This window comes from Caldimonas brevitalea (assembly GCF_001017435.1).
Classification (GTDB): Bacteria; Pseudomonadota; Gammaproteobacteria; order Burkholderiales; family Burkholderiaceae_C; genus Caldimonas; species Caldimonas brevitalea.
This window is the reverse complement of sequence record NZ_CP011371.1, coordinates 3,918,608-3,933,430: the sequence shown is the minus strand read 5'-3', so window position 1 is coordinate 3,933,430 and position 14,823 is coordinate 3,918,608. Positions and strand designations below refer to the sequence as shown.

Below are 14,823 nucleotides of genomic sequence, written 5' to 3'. Positions count from 1 at the left end.
CTGGCGTCCTGGCGGGCTTCCTGCAAAATCGCGGCCATGAGCGCTCAGCAAATCACCCCACAGTTGCGGCAATGGATCATCGAGCAGGCGACCGCAGGTCACACGCCCGATGCCGTGCTGCAGGCCATGCTCGACAGCGGCTGGCAAGAAGAGGTTGCCGTGCAGGCGATGGAGCAAACCCTGGAGGCCCACCTGCGCGAACGCGCCCGCGCCCAGCAGCAGCAGCCGGCAGAGCAACCGGCGGCCGAGGCGCAGGTGGCGAAGGCCTTGCCCGAGCCCGACCTCGAGACGTCGCCCAGCGTTGTGCAGGCCGGCGACCGCGAGGTGCGGGTGCTGTTGACGATGCGTGACCCGCGGGTGGTGGTGTTCGGCGGCTTGCTGTCGGACGACGAATGTGATGAGTTGATGTCGCTCGCCGGCGGTCGACTGGCTCGTTCGGAAACGGTGAAAACCGATACCGGCACGAGTGAAATCAACGCTGCACGCACCAGCGAGGGCATGTTCTTCCAGCGTGGGGAAAACCCGTTGTGCGCCCGCATCGAGGAGCGCATTGCCGCGCTGTTGCGCTGGCCGCTCGACCACGGCGAAGGCCTGCAGGTGCTGCGCTACCGCCCGGGCGCCGAGTACAAGCCGCACTACGACTATTTCGATCCCGCCCAGCCGGGCACCGCCACCGTGCTGCGCCGCGGCGGCCAGCGAGTGGGCACCCTGGTGGTCTACCTCAACACGCCGGTCAAGGGCGGTGCCACCACCTTCCCCGACGTGAAGCTCGACGTCGCGCCGATCAAGGGCAATGCGGTGTTCTTCAGCTACGACCGCGCGCACCCCGCCACCCGCACGCTGCACGGCGGCGCGCCGGTCATCGAAGGCGAGAAGTGGGTGGCGACGAAATGGTTGCGCGAAGGCCGCTTCGAGTGAGGCACGCTGCGGGTGTCGCACGAGGCATTGCCCCGCCGATGAGGGCGGGCGGCAAACGGTCAGTCGGCGGGTGGGCGCGCGCGGCAGGGGCGTTTTAGACCGGTCAGCCGCGGCGCCGACCGGAAGTGCCGGAGGGTGGTTTGCAGGCCGAACCTGAGGGTGGCGATGAACGACGACGACCTGCCCCTGGCCGGCACACGTGTGCTGGACCTCACCCGGTTGCTGCCGGGCCCGTTCGCCTGTTGGCATCTGCGTCGGCTCGGTGCCGACGTGCTCAAGATCGAAGGCCCGGGCACGGGCGGTGACGGCGCCCGCACCTTGCTGGCCACGGACGCCGAGCGTGTCGCCGGCCAACCCAGCCTGTTCTATCGCCTGCTCAATGAGGGCAAGCGCGAGCGGTCGCTCGATGTGCGGCACCCCGAAGGCCGGCATCAACTGCTTGCGCTCGTCGGTGAGGCCGACGTGCTGGTCGAAGGTTACCGGCCGGGCGTGATGGCGGCGCTGGGGCTCGGCTGGGAGTGTTTGTCGGCCGTGAACCCCCGGCTCGTGATGTGCTCGATCAGTGGTTACGGGCAGCAAGGCCCGTGGGCCAACCGGGCCGGTCACGACCTCAACTACATCGGCTGTGCCGGCGTGCTGGGCCAGATCACCGCGGCTGACGGCTCGGTGGCGATGCCCAACTTCCAGATCGGCGACCTGCTGGGCGGCACGCAGGCGGCGGTCAGCGCCATCCTGGCGGCCTTGCTGGCCGTGGCACGCAGTGGGCGTGGCCGACATCTCGACGTTTCGATGACCCACACCGTGTTCGAGCACAACATCGCCGCGCGTGTCGGCGCCGCTCGCCCGGGCGGCCCTGCCGGGCCCGGCCGCGATCTGCTCGACGGCGGCGTGCCTTGCTACAACGTCTACCGCACGCTGGACCAGCGCTGGATGGCGGTGGGCGCGCTCGAGTTGAAGTTCTGGCGCCGCGTTTGCGAGGTGCTGCAGCGCCCCGACTGGGCGCAGCGGCACTGGGCGTTGGGCCAGGAGGTCGGCGGCGCCGACGCGATGGCCTTGCGGGCGGACGTGGCCGAACGGTTTGCCAGCCGCACCCAGTCCGACTGGGTCGCGTTGTTCGACCCGGCCGACTGCTGTGTCACGCCGGTCTTGACGATGGAAGAGGCGGTGCGCCACCCGCTGTTCGCGCCCGACCGGTCTGCGCCCGACGACCTCGACACGCCATGAAAAAAGCCCGGTTCAATGAACCGGGCCTTGGCCGTTGCGTCGCAGCGCTTCATTCAGCGCTGCACGAGCGATCGATCAGCCTTCGCGGCGCTTGGGGCCGAACGGCTTGCTGCCGCCGAACTTCTGGCCTGCGGGCTTGCCGCCGCCGAACTTCGGGCCGCCGGGGCCGCGAGCAGGGCGGTCGCCGTAGCCGAAGCCACCGCTGGGCTTCTGGTGCCCATGACCCCGTGCCGCGTCGCGGGCGTGGGGCGCTGCGTCGAAGGAGCGCGCCGGCTCGAACCAGTTCTCGTCGTGCTGGCGGCGCGCCGGCTGGGCGCTGCTGCGGTCGAACGGGGTGCGATCGCGCGGCGCACCGGCAGCAGGCGCGCGACGGTCGTCGCGGGCGCCGAAGCCGGCCGGCCGCTCACGCGGCGCAAACTCGCCGCGCGGCTTGAAGTTCGGCTTGCCCATGCCCGGCTTCCAGCCCTCGGGCTTCTTGCGCTCGACCGGCGCCGGCGCCTTCGGCTCCAGGCCAGCGATCACCGCGGCCGGGATGCGCTGCGTCGTGAAGCGCTCGATGCGGCGGATCATCGGCGTGTCGCGGCGCTCGGCCAGCGTGATGGCCAGGCCGTCGCGCCCGGCACGACCGGTGCGGCCGATGCGGTGCACATAGTCTTCCGCCTTCATCGGCAGGCCGTAGTTGATCACGTGGGTGATCGTCGGCACGTCGATGCCGCGGGCCGCCACGTCGGTGGCCACCAGCACGCGCAGCTGGCGCATCCGCAGGCCTTGCAGCACGCGGTTGCGACGGCCTTGCGGCATGCCGCCGTGCAGGGCCGCGACGGCGTGGCCCATCTCGGCCAGCCGGTCGGCCAGCCAGTCGGCGTCGCGCTGGGTGCTGGTGAACACCACGGCCTGGTCGAGTTCGCGCTCGGCCAGGATGCTTTCCAGCAGCGAGTTCTTGTGCGAGATGCTGTCGGCCCAGTGCAGGCGCTGCTCGATGTTGGCGTGCGTGTCGGTGTGCGACGCCACGTCGATGCGCTGCGGGTCACGCGTCAGGCGCTGTGCCAGGCCGCCGACGTGGCCGGCGAAGGTGGCGCTGAACATCACGGTCTGGCGCGCTTCAGGCAAGGCTTCGGCGATGGTCGTGATGTCGTCGATGAAGCCCATGTCCAGCATGCGATCGGCCTCGTCGAGCACCAGCATCTGCACATTGGCCAGCACCGCCTGGCCGGAGCCGAGGTGGTCGAGCAAACGCCCGGGGGTGGCGATCAGCACGTCCAGCGGGCCGCGCAGGGCCTTCAGCTGGGCGGCATAGGGCACGCCACCGACGATGGTCGCGACACGCAGGCCTTGCACGTCACGGCCATAGGTGACGAAGGCCTTGGACACTTGCATCGCGAGTTCGCGGGTCGGCGCCAGCACCAACACGCGCGGGCCCTGCACCACGCCCTTTTCACGGCGCTTGGTGTTGTCGCCGCGGGCGGCGAGGATGCCCTCCAGCGCCGGCAGCACGAACGAGGCAGTCTTGCCGCTGCCGGTGCTGGACGAGACCATCAGGTCATGGCCAGCCAGGGCTTGCGGGATGGCCTGCGCCTGCACATCGGTGGGGGTGGTGTAGCCGGCCGATTGCACGGCCTTCAGGATGGCGGGGTTCAGGCCAAGAGATTCGAACGTCATCTGTCTGTTACTTTCAAGCCTGTTTCACAGGCGATAGGCGACAGCGCCGGCGGCTCATCGTGAGCCACGGCAAAGCGCTGCAACACGCCGGGGCGACATGCCGTCGGCGTACAGGTGGGGTCGCGGGTCGATCGAGGCCCGAACGGGCCGAGTCGGTGGTGCGACGGCATCGCCGCCAACCAGGACTCAAGACGCGGAGGTGTGCACCTGCTGTGCGGTGCCCGGCTTGAAAGGGTCAGAGGGGATGAACGAAAACGCCGCATGGCTGCGGCGCGCGGGGCGTATTGTGCCTGAAAGTTTGTCCTTGTGCTAGTCCGGGAAATTCCGGGCCGTGTGCATCGTCACCGTGCAGCGCTGCGCCTTGGCAGGCAAGACTTCTTGCCGGGTGTCCGCCAGGGACTCGACGCCCACCCGCGCTCGGTCATGCACGTCTCACGGTAGACGAAGCCTGAGCAGGGCCCGCACGAAGCCGTGGTCCGAGCGGGTCCGGTCGCGTCCCTCGTGCAGGTGGTCGTTGAAGTACTCGACCCGGCGCACGTCCCCCAAGGCGAAGCGCGAACTGGTGACGAACTCCTCCGAAACCCAGATCTGGTCAAGCGTTTCGGGCGAGCCCTGGTGCACATGGGAGTACGCGACGTCGCGCCGCAAGGCGGGTTCGCTCTGCACGTCGTATGCATGGAACAAGGCGGTGTCACGCGCCTCCCGGTCAAAGGCGACGGCGGACGTCGCGGCCACGATTTGCGAGGTCACGGCATGGGGAGCGTCGTTCAGATCCCCCATCAGGATCACCGGGTCGCGGGTGTTGTGCAGCAGGGACACGACCAGTTCGCGCAGCGCCACGGCTTCGCTGCCGCGCATGATCAGGGAGCGCAAGGTGGCCCGGGCGGCGACACGTGGATCGTCACGGTCCTCGAGCGATTCGCCGGCGGCGTTCAGTAAAAACTTGGGCCGCTTCGACTTGAGGTGTGCGACCAACACGTGCACCTTCTGCTCTTGTTTCGTGCGCAACACGGCGTGCAGCACGGGCCGCTCGAAGTGGTCGTGTCGGCCGACCTCGGGCACGTCGATCACCGCCGCCGGGGTGAAGGCCGCGTGCGACGTGACGGTCTCGAGCGAGAGGCGTGTGACGAGCGCGACGCGCGGGGTGCCGGTCGCACCTGATTCCGTCCCGGGCGCGAGGACCTGGTGGTAGCTCAGTCCGCTCTCGGCCACCGCGTCCCGGAGCGCGGCCAGATCCCAGATCTCCTGCAGCGCCACGGCGTCAGCGTTGAGGCGGCGCAGTTGTTGACCGAGCCAGGCGACTTTGCGTCGGTATTCGTCGGCGCCGTAGGGCTCCTGGTTCTCATAGAAGACGCGCCCGGGCAGGGCCAGATTGAGCGCGTTGCAGGTTGCAACTGTCAGCGTGCCCCAGTTCACGGGGGGCAGGGCGGGACGATCCTGAGAAGTGGCTAGCATCAGCGTGCTCCGTCGGCAGCGGCTGCTCGATAGGCGATGAACCTGGGCGGCCTGGGCCGACATCATCTCAGACCGCGCGCACTTGCCGCGGCCGGGTGCATCTACGCGGCCGTTTGCGGTGCGGCGCGCTGGCCCGCGCATGAAGTCACACGCGGCGGCAGGGCGCGATGTCTGCGCAGAAGGCGGCGTGTGGGGGCGGGGATAATGCCGGTGTATGGCACCCCCTTCACACGCAGATCAGCAGGCTCCCGCGACCTCCGGACTCGAGCCTCAGGGCAGCCCCGTCCACCCCCGCCAACTCGGTGTGCACGAGTGGGACCGCTACGCCCTCGTCATCGACGCCCGGTCGCCGCACGAATACAACGAGGACCACGTGCCGGGGGCCGTGAATCTCCCGGTGGTCGACGACGAGCAGTACGCCGAAGTCGGCATCCGACACAAGACGGACAAGCATGGGGCTTACCTGATCGGCGTCGAATATTCCCTGCAGAACATCGCCCGGCACATCAAGCCCTTGATCTCGCGATATACGCCGCAGGACCGCTTCCTCGTGTACTGCTTCCGGGGCGGCAAGCGGAGCCGGTTGTGGGCCGACAACCTTCGAACCATCGGTTTCGAGGTCGACGTCATCTCGGGGGGCTGGAAGAACTATCGCAGCTGGGTGAGAGCGGGTCTCGAGACGCTGCCGTCTCGCTTCTCGTACCGGGTGCTGTGCGGCCCGACTGGGTGCGGCAAGACCCGCTTGCTGCATGCCCTCGAGCGCCAAGGCGCGCAGGTCCTCGATCTCGAAAGCCTCGCAAGCCACCGCGGCTCCTTGATCGGAGCGCTTCCCGGCGAACCCCAGCCGACGCAGAAAATGTTCGACTCGCTGCTACTGGAGCGGATGCGTACGCTGGACCCGGCTCGCCCCGTCTGGCTCGAGGCCGAGAGCAAAAAGATCGGCAACGTGCAGTTGCCGCTGGCCTTGTTCGAGGCCATGCACCGTTCTCCCGTCATCCATGTCGACGCCCCCATGGCAGAGCGGGTCTTGTTGTGGCGTGAGGACTATGCCCACTTCGCCACCGACCCGGTCGGGATGGTGCGCAGGCTGGAGCCCTTGAAGCCATTGGTGGGCAAAGAGACGCTTGGCTTGTGGCACGAGTTGGCCGCCGCTCGCCGCGTCGATGAGCTGTTCGAAAGCGTCATGGCCCGGCACTACGACCCCTGCTACCAGAGATCGACGCGCCGCAACTACGGCGAGCAAGAGGAACAGCAGGCGCTCCACCTGACATCGCTCGGCGAGCAAGGTTTGGCGGATGCCGCCGAACAACTGCTCAAAGGCATCGCCGAGGTCTGAACTTCTCGGTCCGCTGCATCGGCGTTTTGAGGGTTCCGGAGTCGCGCGGCCCACCTGCTGGCCGGACGGCCAGCAGTGGCCTTCGGGGGCGCAGGAAGATCAAACCACCTGCGCCAGCCGAAACACCTCGATCGTCTGCGTCATCTGCGCCGCCTGCTCCTTCATCGACGAGGCGGCTGCGGCGGCCTGCTCGACCAGGGCCGCGTTCTGCTGCGTCATCTGGTCGAGCTGCGCCACCGCCTGGTTGACCTGGACGATGCCGCTCGACTGCTCCTGGGTGGACGTCATGATCTCGTTCATGATGTCGGTGACGCGGCCCACGGCGCTGACGATCTCTTGCATGGTGCTGCCGGCGTTTTGCACCAGCGCGGCGCCGGTTTCGACCTTCTCGCTCGATGTCGAGATCAGCGTCTTGATTTCACGGGCGGCCTGCGCGCTGCGCTGTGCCAGCGTGCGCACTTCACCGGCGACGACGGCAAAGCCGCGCCCTTGCTCACCCGCCCGGGCCGCTTCGACGGCCGCATTGAGCGCCAGGATGTTGGTCTGGAAGGCGATGCCGTCGATCACGCCGATGATGTCGGCGATCTTGCGAGAGGCGGCAGTGATGGCGTCCATGGTCTCGACCACCTGGCCGACCACCTCGCCGCCGCGCGTTGCGGCGCCCGATGCCGAGCCGGCCAGTTGATTGGCCTGCCGCGCGGCATCGGCGTTCAGGCGCACCGTCTCGGTCAATTGCTGCATCGAGGCGGCCGTCTGTTGCAGGCTGGACGCGGCCTGCTCGGTGCGTGACGACAGGTCGTGGTTGCCGGCGGCGATCTCGTTGGAGGCCGTCATGATGCCGTCGGTCGACAAGCGCACGCGCCCGACCACCTGGCCCAGCGCGGCATTCATGTGCTGCAGGGCGCGCATCAGCGCGCCGAATTCGTCGCCTCGGTCGTCGCTGCGCACCCGGCGGCTCAGGTCGCCGTCGGCGATGGCCTGGGCCACGTCGATGGCTTCTTGGAGAGGCTCGCGGATGCTGCGCACCAGCACCGACGCGACCGCCATGCCGATCGCGATCACGGCAGCCGCGCCTGCCGCCGTGAGCAGCATCAGCTGGTTTGCGGTGTGCTCGGCCTGCTCCTGTACCGCCTCGCTCTTGCGCTGCTGCAGGGCCGCGAAGGCGTCGATTGACGCCAGATAGGCCGCTGCCGCCGGCTTGTACTCGCTCTCGACCAGCCCCGCCACCACGGCCTGTTCGCCCGCGTCGCCCATCTCGCGCAGCTTCTTGCTCGCCGCGACCAGCGTCGCGCCTTTGGCCGCGATGTCCTTCAGCTGTGCACGGTCTTCCTCGGTGTTGGCGCGTGCGCTCAGTTGCTCGCGCAGCATGGTGATACGCGGCGTGTCCTGTTTGATGTGGTCAGTGAACAGATCGCCGACCGCGGGGTCGGCACTGATTGCGCTGGCCATGCTGCGCGCCACCGCCGCCTCGGTCATTCCCTTGAGCTCGATCGAGCGGGCGACCAGATCCTGCGCGTCGAGGAGTGCGGCCGTCGCGTCGGTGTGCAAGGCCCGGCCGCGGTGGAACATGAAGCCGGCGATCAGCAACATCGCCATCAGCAACAGCAGGATGGCGCCCCATAGCTTGCGCGAGACGCGCACGTGGTTCAGGTTCATGGTGTCGGGCTTGTAGGTGGACCGTGGCCGGCAGAGTGGTCGGTTCTGATGCGTGACATGTCGCACAGAGGCGACGCCGAGCGGCTGCGCCGCAACCGGGCATATCGGCCGAAACGCGCCGACCTTGAGTGGCGTGATGCGGCAAGATTTCACGCCGCGGCTAACGGGGCGTTGGCGACGGCAAGGACGCGCTGTGCGTCCGCGAGCGACAAAAGCGTGCGACCCGGCCGACCGTTGCAACCGGGCTCGAGGATCTGCAGATGCTGCGCATCTCAAGCGCGCGCCAGCCGCCGCGCAGAGCGGGGCCGGGGCGCCGTGGGGGAGTATGGGAGATGGGCCGCAGCAGGACGCGGCGGCCCGGCCGGCTTCCCCGTCAGGGGAGGCCGGGCGCGGTCGCGTCAGCGCCGCGGGGGCTTGCCGCCGAGCAGCGCGGCACCTTGCGGTGCAGGCTTGCGCTGTTGCTGCTGCTGCGGCTGGCCGGCACCGGTGCCGACATTGGCGCGCGGCGCCGCGTGTTGGGCACGCGGTTGGCCATGGCTGGCGCCATTCGTTGTCGCACGCGGAGCGTGTGTGGCATGAGGCGCATGCGCCGGAGCGCGCGCAGGTGCCGGTGCACGGCCGCCTTGGCCGCCGCCGGCGCCCTGGGCCGCCGGGCGTCCTTGACCTTGACCGCCACCCTGCGGGCGCCGGTTGCCCTGCTGGCCACCACGCCCGCCGCCGCCATGCGAGCGGTCGCCGCCGCGGCCCTGGCCGCCGCCGCCGACGCCACCGTGCAGCGTCATGCGGCCGAGCTTGATCGGCTCGGGCTTGGCGTTGGGGTCCGGCTCGAAGCCTGCCACCACCTCACGCGGGATCTGGCGCTTGATCAGCTTCTCGATGTCGCGCAGGAACCCTTCTTCGTCGACGCACACCAGCGAGATCGCCTCACCTTGCGCGCCGGCGCGGCCGGTGCGGCCGATCCGGTGCACATAGTCTTCCGGCACGTTGGGCAGTTCGTAGTTCACGACGTGCGGCAACTGGTCGATGTCGATGCCGCGGGCCGCGATGTCGGTGGCCACCAGCACCTGCAGTTCGCCGGTCTTGAACTCGGCCAGCGCCCGGGTGCGCGCACCCTGGCTCTTGTTGCCGTGGATCGCCATCGCCGTGATCTCTTCCTTCTGCAGGAACTCGACCAGACGGTTGGCACCGTGCTTCATGCGCGTGAACACCAGCACCTGGTGCCAGTCGTTGCTCTTGATCAGGTGCGCCAGCAGTTCCTTCTTCTGGTCGCGGTCCACCGGGTGGATCTTTTGCGCGATGGTCTCGGCGGTGGTGTTGCGGCGCGCCACCTCGATCACCTGCGGCTTGTTCAGCAGCCGCTCGGCCAGCGTCTTGATCTCGTCCGAGAAGGTGGCCGAGAACAGCAGGCTCTGCTTCTGAGCCGGCACGATGGCCAGCACCTTCTTGATGTCGTGGATGAAGCCCATGTCCAGCATGCGATCGGCCTCGTCCAGCACGAAATACTCGATCTTGCTCAGATCGAGCGTGCCTTGCTGGTGATGGTCGAGCAAACGGCCCGGCGTGGCCACCAGGATGTCGACGCCACGGCGCAGCGCGTCGATCTGCGGGCCCATGCCGACGCCGCCGAACATCACCATCGACTTCAGCGGCAGGTATTTGCCATACACACGCACGCTTTCCTCGACCTGTGCGGCGAGTTCGCGGGTGGGGGTCAGGATCAGGGCGCGGATCGCCGCACGGCCCTTGGCATCACGGGTGGGCTGCCCGGCGGCCAGCTTGTGCAGCAGCGGCAGTGTGAAGCCGGCGGTCTTGCCGGTGCCGGTCTGGGCACCGGCGAGCAGGTCGCCGCCGGAAATGACGGCCGGAATGGCCTGCAGTTGAATCGGGGTGGGTTGTTCGTAGCCTTGCTCGCGCACGGCACGGACGATGGGCTCGGCAAGGCCGAGTTCAGCAAAAGTCATCGGTTGGATTTCGCTCCTGCCAGGGAGCGTCGAGAATCGGCCTGTTGCCGCATTTAAGGGCACCAGTCGTAGGCAGATGTTTCGGAAGGGGTCTGAAACGACAGCGGCGCCGTGACTGGAAGTGGCGCCGCAACCGCTATTGTAGCCTTACTTGCGCTCGCGCCCGGCACGGCCCGGTCGAAAGGCCGGTCGGGGCCGTGCATACGGCACGCTCGGCGCCGCGCTCGGCCGCTCGCCCGGACGTTTGCCGGCGCCCTTCGACAGCCGCCCCGCGTTGCGGCGACAATAGCGCTGTTGCGCGGGCCTGCCGCGCTTTTGCTTTGCGGGCCAGGCCCGCGCTTTCGCTTTTATTCTTCAAGACTCTCCAGGACATCCATGGCTCAATACGTCTACACGATGAACCGCGTGAGCAAGATCGTCCCGCCCAAGCGGCAAATTCTCAAGGACATCTCGCTCAGCTTTTTCCCCGGCGCCAAGATCGGCGTGCTGGGCCTGAACGGTTCCGGCAAATCGACGCTGCTCAAGATCATGGCCGGCCTCGACACTGATATCGAGGGGGAAGCCATCCCGATGCCCGGCATCAAGATCGGCTACCTGCCGCAGGAACCCCAGCTGAATCCCGAGCAGACCGTGCGCCAGGCGGTCGAAGAGGGCATCGGCGGCGTGCTGGCCGCCAAGAAGCGTCTCGACGAGGTGTACGCGGCCTATGCCGAGCCCGATGCCGATTTCGACAAGCTGGCCGCCGAACAGGCCGAACTGGAGGCGATCATCGCCACCTCCGGCAGCGAAAACACCGACCTGCAGCTCGAACTGGCCGCGGATGCGCTGCGCCTGCCGCCCTGGGAAGCCACCATCCAGCACCTGTCGGGCGGCGAGAAGCGCCGCATCGCGCTGTGCCGGCTGCTGCTGAGCAAGCCCGACATGCTGCTGCTCGACGAGCCGACCAACCACCTGGACGCCGAGTCGGTCGAGTGGCTCGAGCAGTTCCTGGCCCGCTTCCCGGGCACCGTGGTGGGCATCACCCACGACCGCTACTTCCTCGACAACGCGGCCGAGTGGATCCTCGAACTCGACCGCGGCTACGGCATTCCGTACAAGGGCAACTACAGCACCTGGCTGGAGCAGAAGGAAACCCGCCTCGAGCAGGAGCAGCGCTCGGAAGACGCCCGCATGAAGGCGATGAAGAAGGAGCTGGAGTGGGTGCGCCAGAACCCCAAGGGCCGTCAGGCCAAGAGCAAGGCGCGTCTGGCCCGATTCGAGGAACTGAGCGACTTCGAATACCAAAAGCGCAACGAGACGCAGGAAATCTTCATCCCGGTGGCCGACCGCCTGGGCCATGAAGTGATCGAGTTCGTCAACGTGACCAAGAGCTTCGGCGACCGGGTCCTGATCGACGACCTCAGCTTCAAGGTGCCGGCAGGCGCCATCGTCGGCATCATCGGCCCCAATGGCGCCGGCAAGTCGACGCTGTTCCGGATGATTGCCGGCAAGGAGCAGCCCGACAGCGGCGAAGTGAAGATCGGCCCGACGGTCAAGATGGCCTTCGTCGACCAGAGCCGCGACGAACTGCAGGGCGACAAAACCGTCTGGGAAGACGTGTCGGGCGGGCTCGACAACTTTGTGGTCGGCAAGTTCGTGGTGCCGTCGCGCGCTTACATCGGCCGCTTCAACTTCAAGGGCAACGATCAGCAGAAGCTGGTCAAGAACCTGTCGGGCGGTGAGCGGGGCCGCTTGCACCTGGCCAAGACGCTGGCCACCGGCGGTAACGTGCTGATGCTCGACGAGCCGTCCAACGACCTCGACGTCGAAACCCTGCGCGCGCTCGAAGACGCCTTGCTGGAGTTTGCCGGCAGCGTGATGGTGATCTCGCACGACCGCTGGTTCCTCGACCGCATCGCCACCCACATCCTGGCCGCCGAAGGCGATTCGAAGTGGGTGTTCTTCGACGGCAACTACCAGGAATACGAGGCCGACAAGAAGCGCCGCCTCGGCGAAGAGGGCGCACGGCCGAAGCGCATGCGCTACAAGCCGATCGGGCGCTGATCCGGCACCTGCGGCAACAGGGCGGCTTCGGCCGCCCTGTTTGTTTTCGGCCCGCTGCTGGGTCTTGCGCGCCGTCCCTACCCGTCGGTGAGCGGGCATCGCGTTGTACCCGAACCCGCGCCTGCGGGGCACCAAAACCGGCCACTCCCGCGGTTGTCACGCCCACGTCACGCACGTCGCGTGTACTCGCACCACTGACGACTCTCAGGGAGAACCCTTATGCAGCGCAAGACCATCGCCGCACTCGTCTTCGCGGTGCTGGGATGCGGCGCGGCCGGCGCTTACTGGCAAGGCACGGGGCCGGATGACACCCCGCGCGACGCCAGCGCGCCGGCGGTGTGGAGCCTCGCCACCGACTGGGCTCGCGAGGCTTACGCCACCGCACAAGGTGTCGCGGGTGAATGGCAGCAGGCCGAACCGGAGCCCCATGTGTTGCTGCTCACCGGCCTGGGCGTGGTGCTCTGGGTCGCCGCCCGCCGCCGTCCTGAATGACCTGTCGAGCGCGCGCCGAACGTCAAGCTCGCTAGCCCTCGGGTGGCCTCCCGAGTAGGTGGGATTGACCCGCCTTGCGCCGCTGCCGACCATGCCGTGCATCCACTAGGAGGCTGGCATGGCGCACATTCGCCGCAACACCGCATCGCTCGAAACGCTGGCGCCGCAGGCGCGTGCCATCGTCAAACCGCCCCGGCGCCCCCGCATGCCGAGGAGCGCCGAAGGCCTGGTGCATGCGGCGCGTCCCGACACTTTCGATCTGCGCGACCGCGCCTTCATGCCCAGCATCGCAGTGGCGCCGGCCACGTCCTGGTTTCCCAAGCTCGCGCTGCCCATCAAACACCAGGGCACGACCAACGCCTGCACCGGCTTTGCGCTGTCGACGGTGGTCGAGCATTTGCTGAAGAAGTACGGGCGCGAGCGCTCGCCGCGCATCTCGCCCTTCATGCTCTATTCGATGGCGCGCCGCTACGACGAGTTTCCCGGCTCGGTCGAAGACGAGGGCTCGAGCCTGCGCGGAGCGCTCAAAGGCTGGTTCAAGCACGGCGTGTGTGCTGAACCGCTGTGGCCCGCCACACCCGAGATGCCACCGGCCCCCAGCGACCCCGAGCAGGACTGGTGGCTCGACGCGGTGACACGGCCGCTCGGCTCCTATTACCGCGTGGCGGTCGACAGCATCAGCGACATGCACTCGGCGCTCAACGAGGTCGGCATCGTCTATGCGAGCACCAGCTGCCACACCGGCTGGGGCGCCGGTTTTCAGGCGCCGCGCGCCGCCGCGCGGCCCACCTCGTTCCGCGACATGTGGATCATCCCGGCGCCCGACGCCCGGTCGTATGCACCGGGTCACGCGTTCGCGATCGTCGGCTACAACGACGTCGGCTTTCTGGTCCACAACTCGTGGGGCACCGCCTGGGGCACGCACGGTTATGCCCTGCTGCGGTATGAAGACTGGCTCGCCAACGCGATGGACTGCTGGGTCGCACAGCTGGGCGTGGTGACGCACGAGCACCGCGAGGTGTCGCGTGCCACCACCTTGCGCACCAGGGAGGACGGGCGGGTGCTGTTGTCGTCGAGCGAGGTGCTGCGCGACCGGGAGTTGTCGCCCTTCGTGGTCAACGTCGGCAACAACGGCGAGTTGAGCAACGCCGGCGTGTTCCGGACCCAGCCTGACGACATCCGCGCGCTGGTGGATGTGCACCTTGCAGCGGCCCGAGAGCGCTGGGGCCTGCAGGAGCAGCCCATCGACGTCTGCATCTACGCGCACGGCGGCATCGTCAGCGAAGGCGAGGCGGCAGCGGTGGCCGCACGCTGGGTGCCACAGCTCTATGAGCAGCGCATCTTCCCGATCTTTCTGATGTGGGAGACCGATTTCTGGACCACGCTGCTGAACCGCCTTGAAGACGCCGTGAAAGGCGTGCCGCGCCACAGCGGCGGCCTGATGGACAGCGCCAAGCGCTGGTGGAACGAGCGGCTCGAGCGGCTGCTGTCGCGCCCCGGCACCTTGATGTGGGACGAGGTGAAGCAGAACGCTGTCGCCATCAGCAGCGAAGAACGCTCCGGCGCGGTGCTGCTGTACCAGCACTTCAAGCAGTCGGTGCAAAACGGCGGTGTGCGCATGCACCTGGTGGGCCATTCGGCCGGCAGCGTGGTGCACAGCCACCTCGTCGACCGGTTGGTGCGCGAGGGCCTGCAGTTCGAGTCGGTCAGCTTCCTCGCGCCGGGCGTGCGGCTGCAGGATTTCGACCAGCTGGTGCGGCCGCGGCTCGAAGATGGGCAGGTGCGCCGCTACCAGCAGTTTCACCTGCACGATAGGGCCGAGCAGGAGGACGACACCTGCGGGCCCTACCGGCGGTCCATCCTGTACCTGGTGTCGGAATCGTTCGAGGGTGGTCGGACGACACCTTTGCTGGGCATGCAGAAGTACGCTGAGCCTTATCTCGCGGGCCTGCCCAACGTCACGGTCCACGTGGCACCGGGCCCGGTGAGCGCAGCCATCCACCACGGCGCCTTCGACACCGACCCGGCCACGCTCAAGGCGGTGATCGACTTCATCCGGCAGCCGGTGGCGGCGTGACG

At 68.0% G+C, this 14,823-nt stretch carries 10 protein-coding genes; 6 read left to right on the top strand and 4 right to left on the bottom strand.

The window, feature by feature from the left end; genetic code table 11:
* The first annotated feature begins 36 nt into the window (after positions 1-36).
* Together AAW51_RS16655 and AAW51_RS16650 are read left to right on the top strand one after the other, a co-directional pair.
* Entirely contained in the window at positions 37-918 is an 882-nt protein-coding gene (locus AAW51_RS16655; RefSeq protein WP_047195499.1) for a 2OG-Fe(II) oxygenase, read from the top strand.
* 165 nt (positions 919-1,083) lie between these two features.
* The gene (locus AAW51_RS16650) at positions 1,084-2,142 is read left to right on the top strand and encodes a CaiB/BaiF CoA transferase family protein (protein WP_047195498.1); all 1,059 of its coding nucleotides are present in this window, start codon (positions 1,084-1,086) and stop codon (positions 2,140-2,142) included.
* Positions 2,143-2,217: 75 nt separating this feature from the next.
* Here AAW51_RS16650 and AAW51_RS16645 read toward each other — a convergent pair whose 3' ends face one another.
* A complete protein-coding gene (locus AAW51_RS16645; RefSeq protein ID WP_047195497.1) occupies positions 2,218-3,801 on the bottom strand; it encodes a DEAD/DEAH box helicase in 1,584 nt (527 codons plus the stop codon).
* A 432-nt stretch (positions 3,802-4,233) separates the two neighbouring features.
* Positions 4,234-5,256, bottom strand: a complete 1,023-nt coding sequence (locus AAW51_RS16640; protein ID WP_047195496.1) for an endonuclease/exonuclease/phosphatase family protein — start codon at positions 5,254-5,256, stop codon at positions 4,234-4,236.
* A gap of 214 nt (positions 5,257-5,470) precedes the next feature.
* Here AAW51_RS16640 and mnmH point away from each other — a divergent pair, with 214 nt between their 5' ends.
* Positions 5,471-6,592 (top strand): tRNA 2-selenouridine(34) synthase MnmH, encoded by a 1,122-nt coding sequence (mnmH, locus tag AAW51_RS16635; RefSeq protein ID WP_238947614.1) that lies wholly within the window; start codon positions 5,471-5,473, stop codon positions 6,590-6,592.
* Between the two features lie 99 nt (positions 6,593-6,691).
* On the opposite strand, the gene AAW51_RS16630 is transcribed toward mnmH, so the two are convergent.
* The gene (locus AAW51_RS16630) at positions 6,692-8,248 is read right to left on the bottom strand and encodes a methyl-accepting chemotaxis protein (RefSeq protein ID WP_053013650.1); all 1,557 of its coding nucleotides are present in this window, start codon (positions 8,246-8,248) and stop codon (positions 6,692-6,694) included.
* 398 nt (positions 8,249-8,646) lie between these two features.
* Entirely contained in the window at positions 8,647-10,209 is a 1,563-nt protein-coding gene (locus tag AAW51_RS16625; protein WP_047195494.1) for a DEAD/DEAH box helicase, read from the bottom strand.
* A 375-nt stretch (positions 10,210-10,584) separates the two neighbouring features.
* Between AAW51_RS16625 and ettA the strand changes: the two genes are divergently transcribed.
* The 3 genes from ettA to AAW51_RS16610 all read left to right on the top strand — a co-directional run bounded on the left by ettA (position 10,585) and on the right by AAW51_RS16610 (position 14,821).
* Positions 10,585-12,252, top strand: coding sequence for an energy-dependent translational throttle protein EttA (ettA, locus tag AAW51_RS16620; RefSeq protein ID WP_047195493.1), 1,668 nt, complete (start codon positions 10,585-10,587; stop codon positions 12,250-12,252).
* A gap of 219 nt (positions 12,253-12,471) precedes the next feature.
* Entirely contained in the window at positions 12,472-12,744 is a 273-nt protein-coding gene (locus tag AAW51_RS16615) for a hypothetical protein (RefSeq protein WP_047195492.1), read from the top strand.
* A 118-nt stretch (positions 12,745-12,862) separates the two neighbouring features.
* A complete protein-coding gene (locus AAW51_RS16610) occupies positions 12,863-14,821 on the top strand; it encodes a C1 family peptidase (protein WP_053013649.1) in 1,959 nt (652 codons plus the stop codon).
* The last annotated feature ends 2 nt before the right edge of the window (positions 14,822-14,823 follow it).